This is a genomic window from Streptomyces sp. NPDC001796, from assembly GCF_042892355.1.
GTDB lineage: Bacteria > Actinomycetota > Actinomycetes > Streptomycetales > Streptomycetaceae > Streptomyces.
On record NZ_JBIAUC010000001.1, the window covers coordinates 75,650 to 90,912 of the forward strand.

Consider the following 15,263-nt stretch of genomic DNA (forward strand, 5'->3'; position numbering starts at 1 on the left):
AGAGCCCTTCGCGACCCGGGCACTAGAACCCGTGCGGCAGCCACGGCGCCACCACCGAGCCGAACGCCAGGGACGCCTCCGCCAGCGCGCCCTGCCGCAGCTCCCGTACCCGCCCGGCCGCGGCCAGCGACGTCAGCGACACCCCGCCCAGATACGCCGCCCCCAGCTCCCGCACGGACAGGGCGAGATCGGCCGCGTCCGTCGTACGCGCGCACGAGGCGCCCTTCGCGTCGCCCGTCAGCCGCCAACGCCCCTCGTTCCAGGGGCAGAAGGCGTCCTCGACCTCGAACACCACGTCCACGGGGGCCTGGTACGTCCGGGCCTCCAGGGCCGCACCGACCTCGACGGGACGCAGATGGAGGGCATCCCTCAGCCGCGGCCGGCACCGCCGGATGTCGGACACCAGGTGCTGCCAGGCGTCGTCGACCGGCCGCGACCGCACGAGCAGCGTCGTCGTCAGGTCCACGCCGAACAGGAAGCGCCACAGCGCCGCGTCCGTCGCCGGGTCGAGCGCGGCCAGGTCCACCAGGGTCACCGTCCCGTCGTGCCCGGCGACCCCCCAGCCGAGCTTGGTGCGGAAGCGGGCGTACCCCGTGATCTCGCCCTCGCGCTCGGCGACCACGCACTGCAGCGCGGACGCCCCGTCCCGCTCGCTCGCCGGGTCCAGCAGCCCCGCCCGCTCCCAGCCGGGCCGCCGCTCCAGCATGCCGGGACGGCCGGGCACCAACCGTGCGTACACCGCCTCACAGGCGTCGAGCACGTCGGCGGGGGCCGCGTACCGCAGCCGTACGTCATCCGTGCCGGCCGGAACGGACAGCTCGACGCGGCTCGTGTCGATCTCGGCGCCCAGCTGGAAGGTCGCCGCGCCGTACCCGAACCGGCCGTAGATCGCGGGCTCGGAGGCGGTGAGCACCGCCAGCGGCTCCCCCCAGGAGCGGACGTCGTCCAGCTGCCGGCGCATCATCGAGGTCAGCACCCCGCGTCGGCGGTGTGTGGCCGCCACGCTCACCATGGTGACGCCCGCGGCGGGGACCGAGGCGCCGCCGGGGACGGTGAGGCGGAAGCTGAAGGCGCCCGCAGTGCCGACACACGTGGTTCCGTCCCATGCGCCCAGGGATCGATCGAATTCGGTGAGTTCGCGATCCAATGCACGCTCTTCGGGTGCTTGGTCCGCGCCGCCGAAGGCCCGGACCAGGTTGTCGTACCACGTATCCCACTCGTCCTGCCGCAGCACGCGCACGTCCGTCGTCATGTGGCATGCCTATCAGGGCAATGCGGGGCGAGCGAGGGAATTTCTCCCGCGTTACGGGGCCCCGCTTCCTGTGAAGTTCAGCGCTCGGACGGGGGACAAGTGGGACCTCCCGTGCCAAGGGGCTGGTCCGATGGATAGGGTCCCGAACAATGGCAGCAGGACGAGGGCGGCGCGCGGCAGCCGAGACGTTCACGGCCCGGTTGAAGAAGCAGTGGCACCGGGCCCGCACCGGCCTGCGCCGATCCGCCGTGGACTACTTCCGCGGGGACGGCTCGGACTGGGTCGCGCTGGCCGGCCTGCTGCTGATGATCCCGCTGATCGCGGCGGTCACCCTGGCCGACCCCGTCTGGTGCTCACCGGCCGTCCTGGTTCTCCCGATCGTCGCCGGCGGCCTGCTGCTGCGCCCGTCCAGTCTGCTCGGCCTGTACGCCGCCGCCGCGACCGCGCTGATCGTCGAGTCCGTCAAACTCGGCCCCTACACCGAGGGGCCGTCGCGGGTCACTCCGGGCATCGTGCTGGTGGTCGCGGCATGCGGCTTCTTCGGCCTGCTGATCGCGCAGTTCCGCAGCCGGGTCGGGGTGCCGTGGCGGCGTGGCGGGACCATGCTCTTCGACCTGCGGGAACGCATCCGGGTCCAGAGCAAGCTGCCGAAACTGCCGCTGGGCTGGCACCGCGAGATGGCGCTCAGACCGGCCGGCGGGCAGTCCTTCTCCGGCGACTTCGTGGTGGCGGCCCGCACCAACGGCGGCCGCACACTGGAGGTCGTCCTCACCGACGTCTCCGGCAAGGGCATGGACGCCGGGTCGCGTGCCCTGCTGCTGTCCGGGGCGTTCGGCGGCCTGCTGGGATCGCTCCCACCGCACGCGTTCCTGCCCGCGGCGAACGGCTACCTCCTCCGCCAGGACTGGGACGAGGGCTTCGCGACCTCCATCCACCTGGTCCTGGACCTGGAGTCCGGCGACTACGAGCTCTATTCCGCCGGGCACCCGCCAGGCCTGCAGCTCAGCGCGGGCAGCGGCCGCTGGGAGGAGAAGGCGGCCGAGGGGCCGCTCCTCGGCGTCTACGACGGCGCCCAGTTCGACTCCGTGAAGGGGACGTTGCGCCCCGGCGACGTGCTGATGCTGTTCACGGACGGCCTGGTGGAGACGTCCGACCGTGACATCGTGGAAGGCATGGACCGCCTCATGGGCGAGGCCGACCGCTATGTGGCGGGCGGCTTCCGCGGCGCGGCCTGGCATCTCATCGAGGCGGTCGCGAAGGACGTGAACGACGACCGGGCGCTGCTGCTGATCTGCCGGGAGGCGGCGACGGCGCAGGCGGTGCGCTGAGGAGGCGCTCCGGGGTCGCGTCCGCGGTGGCCGGCGAGGGTGTACTCCCCGCCCGGCCATGCCAGGTGGTGTGGAAGCAGAGTCGGGGGGATCCCGCCCATGTCGTTCATGACACCGGCCGAGGTCGAGGCCGTCGCCCGCGCCGCGCACTCCGCGCAGAAGGACAAGGCCGGACGGCCCTACGCCGAGCACCTCGCGGCCGTCGCCGAGGGTGTGCGCGCCCGCGGCGGGGGAGACGAACTCGTCGCCGCCGCCTGGCTGCACGACTCCGTGGAGGACGGCGTCCTCAGTGAGGAGTGGCTCGACACCGCCCCCTTGTCCCCCACGACGAAGGCCGTCGTGCGGGCCGTCACCAAGCGGCCCGGCGAGGACCCGCAGGCCTATGCGCGGCGCATTCTCGCCACCCCCGGCGCCCGTCTGGTGAAGGCGGCGGACCTCGCCCACAACGCGGATCCGCAGCGGCTCGCCGTCCTCGACGCCCCCACCGCGGAGCGGCTCACCCGCAAGTACGCCACCATGCGGCAGTACCTCGGCCTCACCGCCGGTGACTGACGGATCGTCAGCAGTGATGGGCGCACGGGGCGGACTGCGGACGTGAAAACGATCACTGTCGATCCGCTGTAGCGATCCCGCGCGATTGCCCTGTGTCGCCACCGGGTTGACCGTGGCGTACCGATCCTCGCTGTGACGAGTTGGCGCCAAGGTGGTCGACGATGCCCCAGCGGCCGCATAGGGCGGGCCGGTTGGTGGCACGATGGTTCTGGCGGGGTGTGCAGGGGACGGCGCCCCGGGCCGGGAGAGCGGACCGACCGAGGGTGTGATCAGTTGTGGCGATTTCGCTGTCAGTGGTGCTGCTGTTGGCGATCATCCTGGTGGTGATGGTCAGGGGGGGATCGATCAAGGCGGGACCGGCGATCGTGGCGATCCTCTTCGGGTTCTTCCTGGCCTCCACCGGCATGGCTCCGTCCATCAACCGCTTCCTGAACTCGATAGCGGACACGATCAACTCGATCCGCTTCTGAGCGCACGGGATCACGCCCGGCATCGGACGGTTCGGCTCCGTGCGGAGTCGGGCTGGTCGGTCCGGGCGACGTCCGCGACCGCCGCCCCGGCGGACGAGCCGCCGATCGCCGATCGGCCGTGACCTGGGCGCGGCGTGCCTGGACGCGCCGTTCCGCGCCGAGGGGGCATCGCCACAGCCGAGGGAGCGTCGCCACAAGGGCACACGGGGGGCACGGACGGCTGCCTCCTGCTCTTTGCGACTTGTTGGCGCCCTTCCCTGTTCAGCCACCGATGGCCGATGGGTACGCTCCACCGCGGTCCCTGGTGATCAGTGCCGGGGCGCGGGAGGGGGGACGATGGTGTACCTGGTGCAGACCGCGTCAGCGGTCGGGTCCGTCGTGGCGGCCGTGACGATCATGCTGGTACGCCGTGAACGGAGCCGGACGGTTTCGAGTCCGGAAGCGAGGCGAATGGAAGCGGCGGCCACCAGAGGTGCCGGCAGCGTGCGCGGCCAGGCACGCGCCTACACACGCTTCGCTCGGCGGTTCTAGCCGCGTCGGTGAAAAAGTTCGCAAGCCGAAGGGGCGCGCGGGGGGACGCCGGACCCGGCAGACCCTCCGGAAACGCTCAGGGCCAGGTCGGAGGAGTGATCCTCCGACCTGGCCCTGAGCCGTCAGAGCGGGCGACGGGAATCGAACCCGCGTAGCTAGTTTGGAAGACTAGGGCTCTACCATTGAGCTACGCCCGCAACACGACGCGCCGCAGGTCACCGACCGCGGCACAGAAGGCATCGTAGCGGGTCGCCCGCCTCGTAGGCCAACGCGTTGGGCTCACACACGCCCTGCGAACAATCCGGCCGACTCGGCCGGGTCCGGGCATGTACCCTACGTGTCGCACCAGACGGGGTGTGGCGCAGCTTGGTAGCGCGTCCGCTTTGGGAGCGGAAGGCCGTGGGTTCAAATCCCGCCACCCCGACCACCGGTCCGGCATGGCCCGGGGCCGACTCACGTGATCGCCTTTGGGGGCGCTCAGTGCCTGCGGTTACTATGCAAGCTGCGCGCCCGTGTGTCTGCACTGCCATGTCTCTCAGGCAGGGGCCCGCGAATCCGCCGAAGGCATGCCCGCCCCTCCGGGTGGCGCAGGCTCGGCAGAACCCCAAGAAGTCAGCCACAAGGAGACCGAACCGTGAAGAGCGCCGTGGAGACCCTGAACCCGACCCGGGTTCGGCTCACTGTTGAGGTGCCCTTCGAGGAGCTCAAGGACAGCCTCGACGCGGCGTACAAGAAGATCAACCAGCAGGTCACGGTGAAGGGCTTCCGCAAGGGCAAGATCCCGGCCCGGGTCATCGACCAGCGGTTCGGCCGTGGCGCCGTGCTGGAGGAGGCCGTCAACGACGCGCTGCCCAAGCTGTACACCGAGGCGGTCAACGAGGCCGAGCTGAACCCGCTGGGCCAGCCCGAGGTCGACATCACCGAGCTGAAGGACAACGAGCTGCTGTCCTTCACCGCCGAGGTCGACGTCCGCCCGACCATCGAGATCCCGGACTTCTCCGGCATCGAGGTCGAGGTCGACGCCGTCGAGGTCACCGACGAGGACATCGAGAAGTCGGTCCAGCAGCTGCGCGACCGCTTCGCTTCCACCTCCCCGGTCGAGCGCGCCGCCGAGGACGGCGACGTCGTCACGATCGACCTGGAGGCCAAGGTCGACGGCGAGGTCCTGGAGGACGGCGTCGCCAAGGACGTCTCCTACACGATCGGCTCCGGTGAGCTGCTGGACGGGATCGACGACGCCGTGAAGGGCCTGTCGGCAGGCGAGGAGGCCACCTTCACCTCCGAGCTGAAGGGCGGCTCGGCGGCCGGCCGGGAGGCCGAGGTGACGGTCAAGGTCACCCAGGTCGCCGCCCGGGAACTGCCGGAGCTCGACGACGAGTTCGCGCAGCTCGCGTCCGAGTTCGACACGCTGGAGGAGCTGAAGGCGGACAGCCGCAAGCGCCTCGAGAACATGAAGCAGTACGACCAGGCCACGCAGGCGCAGGAGCGTGTCCTGGACAAGCTGCTCGAGCTGGTCGAGGTCCCGGTCCCCGAGAAGCTCCTCGAGGACGAGATCAACACCCGTAAGCACAACCTCGAGCACCACCAGCTCGCCCAGATGGGTCTGACCCTCGACCGGTACCTGGAGATCCAGGGCAAGACCGCCGAGGAGTTCGAGACCGAGACGCGCGAGGCCGCGATCAAGGGCATCAAGACGCAGTTCGTCCTCGACGAGCTGGTCAACAAGGAGAAGCTCAACGTCAACCAGGAGGAGCTCACCGAGCACCTCATGCGGCGCGCGGCCTCCTCCGGCATGTCCCCCGACCAGTTCGCCCAGGCGGTCGTCGAGGGCGGCCAGGTCCCGATGCTGGTCGGCGAGGTCGCCCGCGGCAAGGCCCTGGCGCTGGTCGTCGAGGCCGCGACGGTCAAGGACACCAACGGCGAGATCGTCGACCTGGACGACGAGGAGGAGGAGTCGGAGGAGGCGGAGACCTCCACGGACGCCCCCGCCGAGGCCACCGAGGAGAAGCCGGAGGCGTAACCCCCACCGGCACGACAGCGTCGGACGGGCCCAGAGGCGCACGCCTCTGGGCCCGTCGGCGTATACGGAACGGTCACGGTGCGTTCATGAGCGGTCGGGAAGGGGCGCCCCGTCAGGAGTGCGGGGCTGTGACACTGTGCGGCTCCGCCGCGTGGGCGCGATCAGCCGCACACGACCGGCACCGACGCGACGACGACACTCCTCACGGCGACAATGGACTCGGGGCCCGGGGCGGATCGCCGCGACGGCACCTCCGGCACCGGGCCCCTCACGACCAAGCCCCAGCACCACCCCCGTCGGCCCAAGCGGAGCGCATGCGCTCACAGCGAACAGTCCCCTATGCGGGATTCCCCGAAGGGACCCGCGCGTTAGGGTCCATGAATACGAGGGCAGGGGAGTCCCCGAAGCCGCCCCGCAGGGGGTTGGAAGGGGTCCCAAGCCCCAGCAGGACACGTGAGACGGCCCCGTGCCGTCGTAAGACGAGCAGGTGGATACGTGACGAATCTGATGCCCTCCGCCGCCGGCGAGCCTTCCATCGGTGGCGGCCTCGGCGACCAGGTCTACAACCGGCTGCTCAACGAGCGGATCATCTTCCTCGGCCAGCCGGTGGACGACGACATCGCCAACAAGATCACCGCACAGCTGCTGCTCCTTGCCTCGGACCCGGACAAGGACATTTACCTGTACATCAACAGCCCGGGCGGCTCGATCACGGCCGGCATGGCGATCTACGACACCATGCAGTACATCAAGAACGACGTGGTGACGATCGCCATGGGCATGGCGGCCTCCATGGGGCAGTTCCTGCTCAGCGCGGGCACCCCGGGCAAGCGCTTCGCCCTGCCCAACGCCGAGATCCTGATCCACCAGCCCTCGGCCGGCCTCGCCGGCTCCGCGTCGGACATCAAGATCCACGCCGAGCGGCTGCTGCACACCAAGAAGCGCATGGCCGAGCTGACCGCCTTCCACACCGGCCAGTCGGTCGAGCAGATCACCCGGGACTCGGACCGCGACCGCTGGTTCGACGCCCAGGAGGCCAAGGAGTACGGCCTGATCGACGAGGTCATCACCACCGCTGCCGGCATGCCGGGCGGCGGAGGCACCGGGGCGGGCTCGTAAGGGCTCACCGGGTCCGCTCGAGGCCCGACGGCCGCCCAGGCGGGCCGTGAGCCTCTCGCGAGGCCCCAAGGCCTGCGCAGCCGGGCAGCCGGCCGGCCCCCGGACCGGTCGAGCCCGGCCCAGCCGGTCCGCCCGGGCACGTGAGGGCTCCCGGTCCCCGGCACGGCCACAGGCCCCTGCAGGGGCCCGGCCGGCGCCCGAGGACCCCCACCGGTCCCCGGGCCCGGCAGCAGCCGCAGCGGCCGTACAGGACCCACAAGGACCCGAACAGCCCCCAGTGCCCCTCCAGCCCCCAGCCACCGCCCCAGCCCCCTTCAGGAGACACCGTGAACGACTTCCCCGGCAGCGGCATCTACGACCGTATGCGCGCCGAGTACACCGGCCCCGCGGCCGAGTCCCGCTACGTCATTCCGCGCTTCGTCGAGCGCACCTCGCAGGGCATCCGTGAGTACGACCCGTACGCGAAGCTCTTCGAGGAGCGCGTGATCTTCCTCGGCGTCCAGATCGACGACGCCTCCGCCAACGACGTCATGGCGCAGCTGCTGTGCCTGGAGTCGATGGACCCCGACCGTGACATCTCGGTCTACATCAACAGCCCCGGCGGCTCCTTCACCGCGCTCACGGCCATCTACGACACGATGCAGTTCGTGAAGCCGGACATCCAGACGGTCTGCATGGGCCAGGCCGCCTCCGCCGCCGCCGTGCTGCTGGCCGCGGGCACCCCGGGCAAGCGCATGGCGCTGCCGAACGCCCGTGTGCTGATCCACCAGCCCTACAGCGAGACCGGCCGCGGCCAGGTCTCCGACCTGGAGATCGCCGCCAACGAGATCCTCCGGATGCGGACCCAGCTGGAGGAGATGCTGGCCAAGCACTCCACCCAGCCGATCGAGAAGATCCGCGAGGACATCGAGCGCGACAAGATCCTCACGGCCGAGGACGCGTTGCAGTACGGCCTGATCGACCAGATCATCTCGACCCGGAAGATGAACAACACCGCGGTCCGCTGACACGAATCCACGCGATTCGTCACCGGACCTGTATCGTCTGCCGCCCCTTGGCACGGTTTGCCCCGGCTCACGTCGAAGCGAACCGTGCCAAGGGGGGCCCGAACGGGGGGCCCGGCAAGGTACCGTCGACATAAGGCAGCACCAGGAGCCGCTGGACGTAAGGCGTCTCCCAGGCGAAGGGGAAGCACACCGTGGCACGCATCGGTGACGGCGGCGATCTGCTCAAGTGCTCGTTCTGCGGCAAGAGCCAGAAGCAGGTCAAGAAGCTCATCGCAGGCCCCGGTGTGTACATCTGCGACGAGTGCATCGATCTCTGCAACGAGATCATCGAGGAGGAGCTCGCCGAGACGAGCGAGGTGCGCTGGGAGGAGCTTCCCAAGCCCCGCGAGATCTACGAGTTCCTCGAGGGGTACGTGGTCGGCCAGGAGGCGGCCAAGAAGGCCCTGTCCGTCGCGGTGTACAACCACTACAAGCGGGTCCAGGCCGGTGAGAACGGCGGCGCCCAAGGCCGCGACGACGCCATCGAGTTGGCCAAGTCGAACATCCTGCTGCTGGGCCCCACGGGCTCCGGCAAGACCCTGCTCGCCCAGACCCTGGCGCGCATGCTGAACGTCCCGTTCGCGATCGCCGACGCGACCGCGCTGACGGAGGCGGGGTATGTCGGCGAGGACGTCGAGAACATCCTGCTGAAGCTCATCCAGGCGGCCGACTACGACGTCAAGAAGGCCGAGACGGGCATCATCTACATCGATGAGATCGACAAGGTGGCCCGCAAGAGCGAGAACCCGTCGATCACCCGGGACGTCAGCGGCGAGGGCGTCCAGCAGGCCCTGCTGAAGATCCTGGAGGGCACGACCGCCTCGGTCCCGCCCCAGGGCGGCCGCAAGCACCCGCACCAGGAGTTCATCCAGATCGACACGACGAACGTGCTGTTCATCGTGGGCGGCGCGTTCGCGGGCCTGGAGAAGATCATCGAGTCCCGGGCGGGGGCGAAGGGCATCGGCTTCGGCGCCACGATCCGCTCGAAGCGCGAACTGGAGGCCAAGGACCAGTTCGAGGACGTCATGCCGGAGGACCTGGTGAAGTTCGGGATGATCCCGGAGTTCATCGGCCGTCTCCCGGTCATCACCTCGGTCCACAACCTGGACCGCAAGGCGTTGCTGCAGATCCTGGTCGAGCCGCGCAACGCCCTGGTGAAGCAGTACCAACGGCTCTTCGAACTCGACGGTGTGGAGCTGGACTTCGAGCGCGAGGCGCTCGAAGCGATCGCCGACCAGGCGATCCTGCGCCAGACGGGCGCCCGTGGTCTGCGCGCCATCATGGAGGAGGTCCTCCAGGCGGTGATGTACGAGGTCCCGTCCCGCAAGGACGTGGCCCGCGTCGTCATCACCGCCGACGTGGTGCTCCGCAACGTCAACCCGACCCTGATCCCGCGCGACGCGCGCGGGCGCGGCCCGGGCGAGCAGAAGACGGCGTAGCCGCCACCCCGTACACACGGTGAAGGGGCCCCGGTCAACCGACCGGGGCCCCTTCACCGTTGCGGCGTACGGCGACGTCAGGCCTTGACGCGCACGTCGTTGCGGAGCTTGCGGGTGATGTCGGCCGCGGTGTCCTTCGACACGTCGGCCGCGTTGTTGCCCGGGGAGACCATGGCCATCGTGCTGTAGTCGGCCCAGGCGCAGAACCAGTCGGTCTGCTGCTGCTTGGTGAGCTGGTTGGTCCCCTTGGCCGCCTGGCACTTCATGACCGCGCCGTCGATGTCGACCGACTCGGGCTCGCCGACCAGCTCGCTCCTGCCCGCGGCACTGCTGCCGGAGGAGTTCTTCTGGAAGTCCTTCTTGATCTGGGCGAAGTACGCGTCCAGAGACGCCTTCGGATCGGCGATCTTGCCGTAGGCCCCGATGAGCGTGACGCCCTTGGCCGTGAGCAGCTTGGACTTGTCGGGCAGGGTCGAAGGATCGTTCGGGTCGTAGTTGCTCAGGTCGGCCGTCGAGTAGGCGCCGAAGACGGCGGTGCCGTTCTTGACGCCGCTCTTCTCCAGGTCCTTGGCGGTGTTGGAACTGGTGTCGCGGGTGTCGCCCTCCTTGGTCGCCCGGGTGTACTCGCCGAGCACCTTCTGCGGCGTCGTCAGCTTGTGAGGACCGTCGTCCGCGAGACCGGACGACCCGGCGCCGCCGATGACGAAGTACGCCCCCACCGCGATCGCCGCCACCACCGCCACCGCGCCGATGATCAGCCCCGTCTTCTTACGGCCATCCCCCGGGACCGGCGGCTGCGGAACGCCGTAGGGCTGCTGCAGACCGTATGGCGGCTGGCCGTACGGAGGCTGCTGCTGTGCGTAGGGCGGCTGCGGCTGCTGCTGGGCGTACGGGTTCTGCTGGGGCGGGGCACCCTGCGGGGGCTGCTGGGGGTAGCCGTAGCCGGGCGCCTGCGGGGGCTGCTGGGGGTAGCCGTAGCCGGGCTGGGGCGGGGGTGCCTGCGGCGGCTGGCCGTAGGGGCCCGGCTGACCGTACGGCCCCGGCTGCCCCTGCCCCGGCTGACCGTACGGTCCGGGCTGCTGGGGCTGCCCGCCGTACGGGCCCGGCTGGTTGTAGCTCATGTTCTGGGTTCCCCTCCAGACGCTTGTGTGGCCCTGACATCCTGGCGCAGGCCGGGGAACGCCGGGTCCCCGGGGCGCTCGCCGTTACGAAAGAATCGCGTTTCGGGACGGGGCGGTGACACCTCTAAACTGACCCCCGTGACCGAGAACGCTCAGCAGCAGCCATCAGCGCCCGACACCGAACTGCCGACCCAGTACGCGCCGGCCGATGTAGAGGGGCCGCTGTACGAGCGCTGGGTAGAGCGCGGTTACTTCGAGGCGGACGCCAAGAGCGACAAGCCGGCGTACACCATCGTCATCCCGCCGCCGAACGTCACCGGCTCGCTCCACCTGGGCCACGCCTTCCAGCACACGCTGATGGACGCCCTCACCCGCCGCAAGCGCATGCAGGGCTACGAGTCGCTGTGGCTGCCCGGCATGGACCACGCCGGCATCGCCACCCAGAACAAGGTCGAGCAGCAGCTCGCCGAGGAGGGCAAGTCCCGCCACGACCTGGGCCGCGAGGAGTTCGTCGAGCGCGTCTGGCAGTGGAAGGAGGAGTACGGCGGCAAGATCCTCGGCCAGATGCGCCGCCTCGGTGACGGCGTCGACTGGTCGCGCGAGCGCTTCACCATGGACGAGGGCCTGTCCAGGGCCGTCCAGACCATCTTCAAGAAGCTCTACGACGACGAGCTGATCTACCGCGCCGAGCGCATCATCAACTGGTGCCCGCGCTGTCTGACGGCCATCTCGGACATCGAGGTGGAGTACCAGGAGGACGACGGCGAGCTCGTCTCCATCAAGTACGGCGAGGGCGACGAGACCCTCGTCGTCGCCACCACCCGCGCCGAGACCATGCTCGGTGACACGGCCGTCGCCGTTCACCCCGACGACGAGCGCTACCGGCACCTGGTCGGCAAGCGCATCAAGCTGCCGCTGACCGACCGCTCCATCCCCGTCGTCGCGGACACGCACGTCGACCCCGAGTTCGGTACCGGCGCCGTCAAGGTCACTCCGGCCCACGACCCCAACGACTTCGCGATCGGGCAGCGCCACGGCCTGGAGTCCATCACGGTCATGGACGAGCGCGCCGTCATCACCGCGCACGGCCCCTTCCAGGGCCTCGACCGCTTCGAGGCGCGCAGCGCCATCGTCGCCGCCCTGCGCTCGCAGGGCCGGATCGTCGCCGAGAAACGGCCGTACGTCCACTCCGTGGGTCACTGCTCGCGCTGCAAGACCACCATCGAACCGCGGCTGTCGATGCAGTGGTGGGTCAAGGTCGGCCCGCTGGCCAAGGCCGCGGGTGACGCCGTCCGCGACGGCCGGGTGAAGATCCACCCCGAGGACATGTCGAAGCGGTACTTCGACTGGGTCGACAACATGCACGACTGGTGCATCTCGCGCCAGCTGTGGTGGGGCCACCGCATCCCGGTCTGGTACGGCCCGGACGGCGAGGTCGTCTGCGTCGGACCGGACGAGGAGCCGCCGGCCGACGAGGGCTGGCGCCAGGACACCGACGTCCTCGACACCTGGTTCTCCTCCGGCCTGTGGCCGTTCTCCACCCTCGGCTGGCCCGAACAGACCGAGGACCTGCGGAAGTTCTACCCGACCGACGTCCTGCTCACCGGCCACGACATCATCTTCTTCTGGGTTGCCCGGATGATGATGTTCGGCCTGTACGCCATGGACGGCGAGGTCCCCTTCAGGACCATCGCCCTGACCGGTCTGGTCCGCGACGAGCGTGGCAAGAAGATGTCCAAGTCGTTCGGGAACGTCGTCGACCCGCTGGACTGGATGGACAAGTACGGCTCCGACGCCGTCCGCTTCACCCTGGCCCGCGGCGCCAACCCCGGCACCGACGTGCCGATCGGCGAGGACTGGGTCCAGGCGTCCCGTAACTTCGCCAACAAGATCTGGAACGCGACCCGTTTCGCGCTGATGAACGGCGCGACGATCGAGGGGCCGCTGCCCGCCCCGGAGCAGCTGTCCGCCACCGACCGCTGGATCCTGTCCCGCCTGAACAAGACCGTCGCCGAAGTCGACGCGTTCTACGAGGACTTCCAGTTCGCGAAGCTCAGCGACGCCCTGTACCACTTCGCGTGGGACGAGGTCTTCGACTGGTACGTCGAGCTGTCCAAGACGACGTTCCAGGCGGGCGGTGCCGCCGCCGAGGCGAGCAAGCGCGTCCTGGGCGAGGTCCTGGACGTCACGCTGAAGCTGCTGCACCCGGTGGTCCCGTTCGTCACCGACACCCTGTGGACCACCCTCACGGGCGGTGAGTCGGTCGTCGTCGCCGAGTGGCCCCAGGACAGCGGCTTCCGTGACCCGGCGGCCGAGAAGGAGATCGAGACCCTCCAGTCGGTGATCACCGAGGTCCGCCGCTTCCGCGCCGACCAGGGCCTGCAGCCGGGCCAGCGCGTCCCGGCCCGCCTGACCCTGGACGGCACGGCGCTCGCCCCGCACGAGGCCGCCATCCGTCAGCTGCTGCGCCTGCAGCCGGAGGGTGAGGGCTTCACGGCCACGGCGACCCTGCCGGTGGCGGGGGCCACGGTGGCGCTGGACCTGTCCGGCACCATCGACGTGGCGGCCGAGCGGAAGCGTCTCGCCAAGGACCTCGCCGCCGCCGAGAAGGAGAAGGCCCAGGCCACGGCGAAGCTGGGGAACGACGCGTTCCTGGCGAAGGCGCCGGAGAACGTGGTGGAGAAGATCCGCACGCGGCTCGCCAAGGCCGAGGAGGACATCGCCCGGATCCAGGCGCAGCTGGAGCGGTTGCCGCAGGCGTAGCGCTTCCGCGCAGCCGCGGCGAAACCCACCTTCGGGCACCCAAGGCCCCCGGAACCCCAAGGCTCCGGGGGCCTTGACGTCCGGTTGTCACTGCTCCTCCGTAGACTGGCCCCGTGAGTGACCTGCCCCCGCGCGACCCCAACGAGAGCGATCCCTTCGAGCAGATCGTCGAGGCCGAGACCGACCGCGACCCCGATCTCGCAGTGATCGAGGCCGGCAGCCGAACCCTGCGCACCCAGGGCGGCCCGCCGCAGGCCGACGTGCCCACGCGACCCGAGGACCCCGAGGTCGACAAGGCCCTGCGCGAGGTCGAGGCCGAGCTGGCCACCCGCTGGGGCGAGACCAAGCTGGAGCCGTCCGTCAGCCGTATCTCCGCGCTGATGGACGTACTGGGGGAGCCGCAGCGCTCGTACCCCTCCATCCACATCACGGGCACCAACGGCAAGACCTCCACCGCGCGCATGATCGAGGCCCTTCTCGGCGCCTTCGAGCTGCGCACCGGCCGGTACACCAGCCCGCACGTCCAGTCGATCACCGAGCGCATCAGCCTGGACGGCGCCCCGATCTCCGCCGAGCGGTTCGTGGAGACGTACCAGGACATCAAGGCGTACATCGAGATGGTCGACGCCTCGCAGGAGTACCGGCTGTCCTTCTTCGAGGTGCTCACCGGCATGGCGTACGCCGCCTTCGCGGACGCGCCCGTGGACGTCGCGGTCGTCGAGGTCGGCATGGGCGGCAGCTGGGACGCCACCAACGTGATCGACGGGGACGTCGCCGTCGTCACCCCCATCGACCTGGACCACACCGACCGGCTCGGCTCCACGCCCGGCGAGATCGCGGGTGAGAAGGGCGGGATCATCAAGTCCGACTCCACCGTCATCCTCGCCCAGCAGCCGGTCGACGCGGCCCAGGTGCTGCTGAAGAAGGCCGTGGAGGTGGACGCGACCGTGGCCCGTGAGGGGCTGGAGTTCGGGGTCGTGTCGCGGCAGGTCGCGGTCGGCGGGCAGCTGCTCACGCTGCGCGGTCTCGGCGGCGAGTACGACGAGGTGTACCTGCCGCTGCACGGCGCCTACCAGGCCCACAACGCCGCCGTGGCGCTCGCCGCGGTCGAGGCGTTCTTCGGCGTCGGCTCCCAGCGCCCCGAGCCTCTGGACATCGACACGGTCCGCAAGGCCTTCGCGTCGGTGTCGTCCCCGGGCCGCCTGGAGGTCGTACGGCGCTCCCCGACGATCGTCCTGGACGCCGCCCACAACCCGGCGGGCGCCCGGGCCACCGCGGAGGCGGTGAGCGAGGCGTTCGACTTCAGCCGGCTGATCGGGGTCGTGGGGGCGAGCGGCGACAAGAACGTACGGGGGCTGCTCGAGGCCTTCGAGCCGATCTTCGCCGAGGTCGTGGTCACCCAGAACTCCAGCCACCGTGCGATGGATGCGGACGAGCTGGCCGCGATCGCCGTGGAGGTCTTCGGCGAGGAGCGCGTCCAGGTCGAGCCGAGGCTGCCGGACGCGCTGGAGGCCGCGATCACACTGGCCGAGGAGGAGGGGGAGTACGCGGGCGCCGGCGTGCTCGTCACCGGTTCCGTCATCACCGTCGGCGAGGCCCGACTGCTGCTGGGGAAGGGCTGA

General features: G+C 70.1%; 11 protein-coding genes and 2 tRNA genes. 10 read left to right on the top strand and 3 right to left on the bottom strand.

The window, feature by feature from the left end:
* Positions 1–22 precede the first annotated feature (22 nt).
* On the bottom strand, positions 23–1,252 hold the full coding sequence (locus ACFYZE_RS00320) for a GNAT family N-acetyltransferase (protein WP_388986231.1): 1,230 nt from the start codon (positions 1,250–1,252) through the stop codon (positions 23–25).
* Between the two features lie 149 nt (positions 1,253–1,401).
* Between ACFYZE_RS00320 and ACFYZE_RS00325 the strand changes: the two genes are divergently transcribed.
* The 3 genes from ACFYZE_RS00325 to ACFYZE_RS00335 all read left to right on the top strand — a co-directional run bounded on the left by ACFYZE_RS00325 (position 1,402) and on the right by ACFYZE_RS00335 (position 3,602).
* Positions 1,402–2,580, top strand: a complete 1,179-nt coding sequence (locus ACFYZE_RS00325; RefSeq protein ID WP_388986234.1) for a PP2C family protein-serine/threonine phosphatase — start codon at positions 1,402–1,404, stop codon at positions 2,578–2,580.
* A gap of 99 nt (positions 2,581–2,679) precedes the next feature.
* A complete protein-coding gene (locus tag ACFYZE_RS00330) occupies positions 2,680–3,132 on the top strand; it encodes an HD domain-containing protein (protein ID WP_388986237.1) in 453 nt (150 codons plus the stop codon).
* 275 nt (positions 3,133–3,407) lie between these two features.
* Positions 3,408–3,602 carry a hypothetical protein gene (locus ACFYZE_RS00335; protein WP_103842525.1) on the top strand — a complete coding sequence of 65 codons (195 nt, stop codon included), beginning with the start codon at positions 3,408–3,410 and terminating at the stop codon, positions 3,600–3,602.
* 657 nt (positions 3,603–4,259) lie between these two features.
* On the opposite strand, the gene ACFYZE_RS00340 is transcribed toward ACFYZE_RS00335, so the two are convergent.
* A tRNA-Gly gene (locus ACFYZE_RS00340) sits at positions 4,260–4,330 on the bottom strand.
* A gap of 153 nt (positions 4,331–4,483) precedes the next feature.
* Between ACFYZE_RS00340 and ACFYZE_RS00345 the strand changes: the two genes are divergently transcribed.
* The 5 genes from ACFYZE_RS00345 (at position 4,484) to clpX (ending at position 9,757) form a co-directional block, all read left to right on the top strand.
* Positions 4,484–4,560, top strand: a tRNA-Pro gene (locus ACFYZE_RS00345).
* 207 nt (positions 4,561–4,767) lie between these two features.
* The gene (tig, locus tag ACFYZE_RS00350; protein ID WP_388986241.1) at positions 4,768–6,153 is read left to right on the top strand and encodes a trigger factor; all 1,386 of its coding nucleotides are present in this window, start codon (positions 4,768–4,770) and stop codon (positions 6,151–6,153) included.
* 507 nt (positions 6,154–6,660) lie between these two features.
* Positions 6,661–7,272, top strand: coding sequence for an ATP-dependent Clp protease proteolytic subunit (locus ACFYZE_RS00355; protein WP_181139167.1), 612 nt, complete (start codon positions 6,661–6,663; stop codon positions 7,270–7,272).
* Positions 7,273–7,598: 326 nt separating this feature from the next.
* The gene (locus ACFYZE_RS00360) at positions 7,599–8,279 is read left to right on the top strand and encodes an ATP-dependent Clp protease proteolytic subunit (RefSeq protein ID WP_103842517.1); all 681 of its coding nucleotides are present in this window, start codon (positions 7,599–7,601) and stop codon (positions 8,277–8,279) included.
* Positions 8,280–8,470: 191 nt separating this feature from the next.
* The gene (gene clpX / locus ACFYZE_RS00365) at positions 8,471–9,757 is read left to right on the top strand and encodes an ATP-dependent Clp protease ATP-binding subunit ClpX (RefSeq protein ID WP_200417377.1); all 1,287 of its coding nucleotides are present in this window, start codon (positions 8,471–8,473) and stop codon (positions 9,755–9,757) included.
* Positions 9,758–9,834: 77 nt separating this feature from the next.
* On the opposite strand, the gene ACFYZE_RS00370 is transcribed toward clpX, so the two are convergent.
* Entirely contained in the window at positions 9,835–10,878 is a 1,044-nt protein-coding gene (locus ACFYZE_RS00370) for a hypothetical protein (protein WP_388986246.1), read from the bottom strand.
* A gap of 138 nt (positions 10,879–11,016) precedes the next feature.
* On the opposite strand from ACFYZE_RS00370, the gene ACFYZE_RS00375 reads away from it, so the two are divergent.
* Entirely contained in the window at positions 11,017–13,641 is a 2,625-nt protein-coding gene (locus ACFYZE_RS00375) for a valine--tRNA ligase (RefSeq protein WP_388986249.1), read from the top strand.
* 113 nt (positions 13,642–13,754) lie between these two features.
* Positions 13,755–15,263 carry a bifunctional folylpolyglutamate synthase/dihydrofolate synthase gene (locus ACFYZE_RS00380; RefSeq protein ID WP_388986252.1) on the top strand — a complete coding sequence of 503 codons (1,509 nt, stop codon included), beginning with the start codon at positions 13,755–13,757 and terminating at the stop codon, positions 15,261–15,263.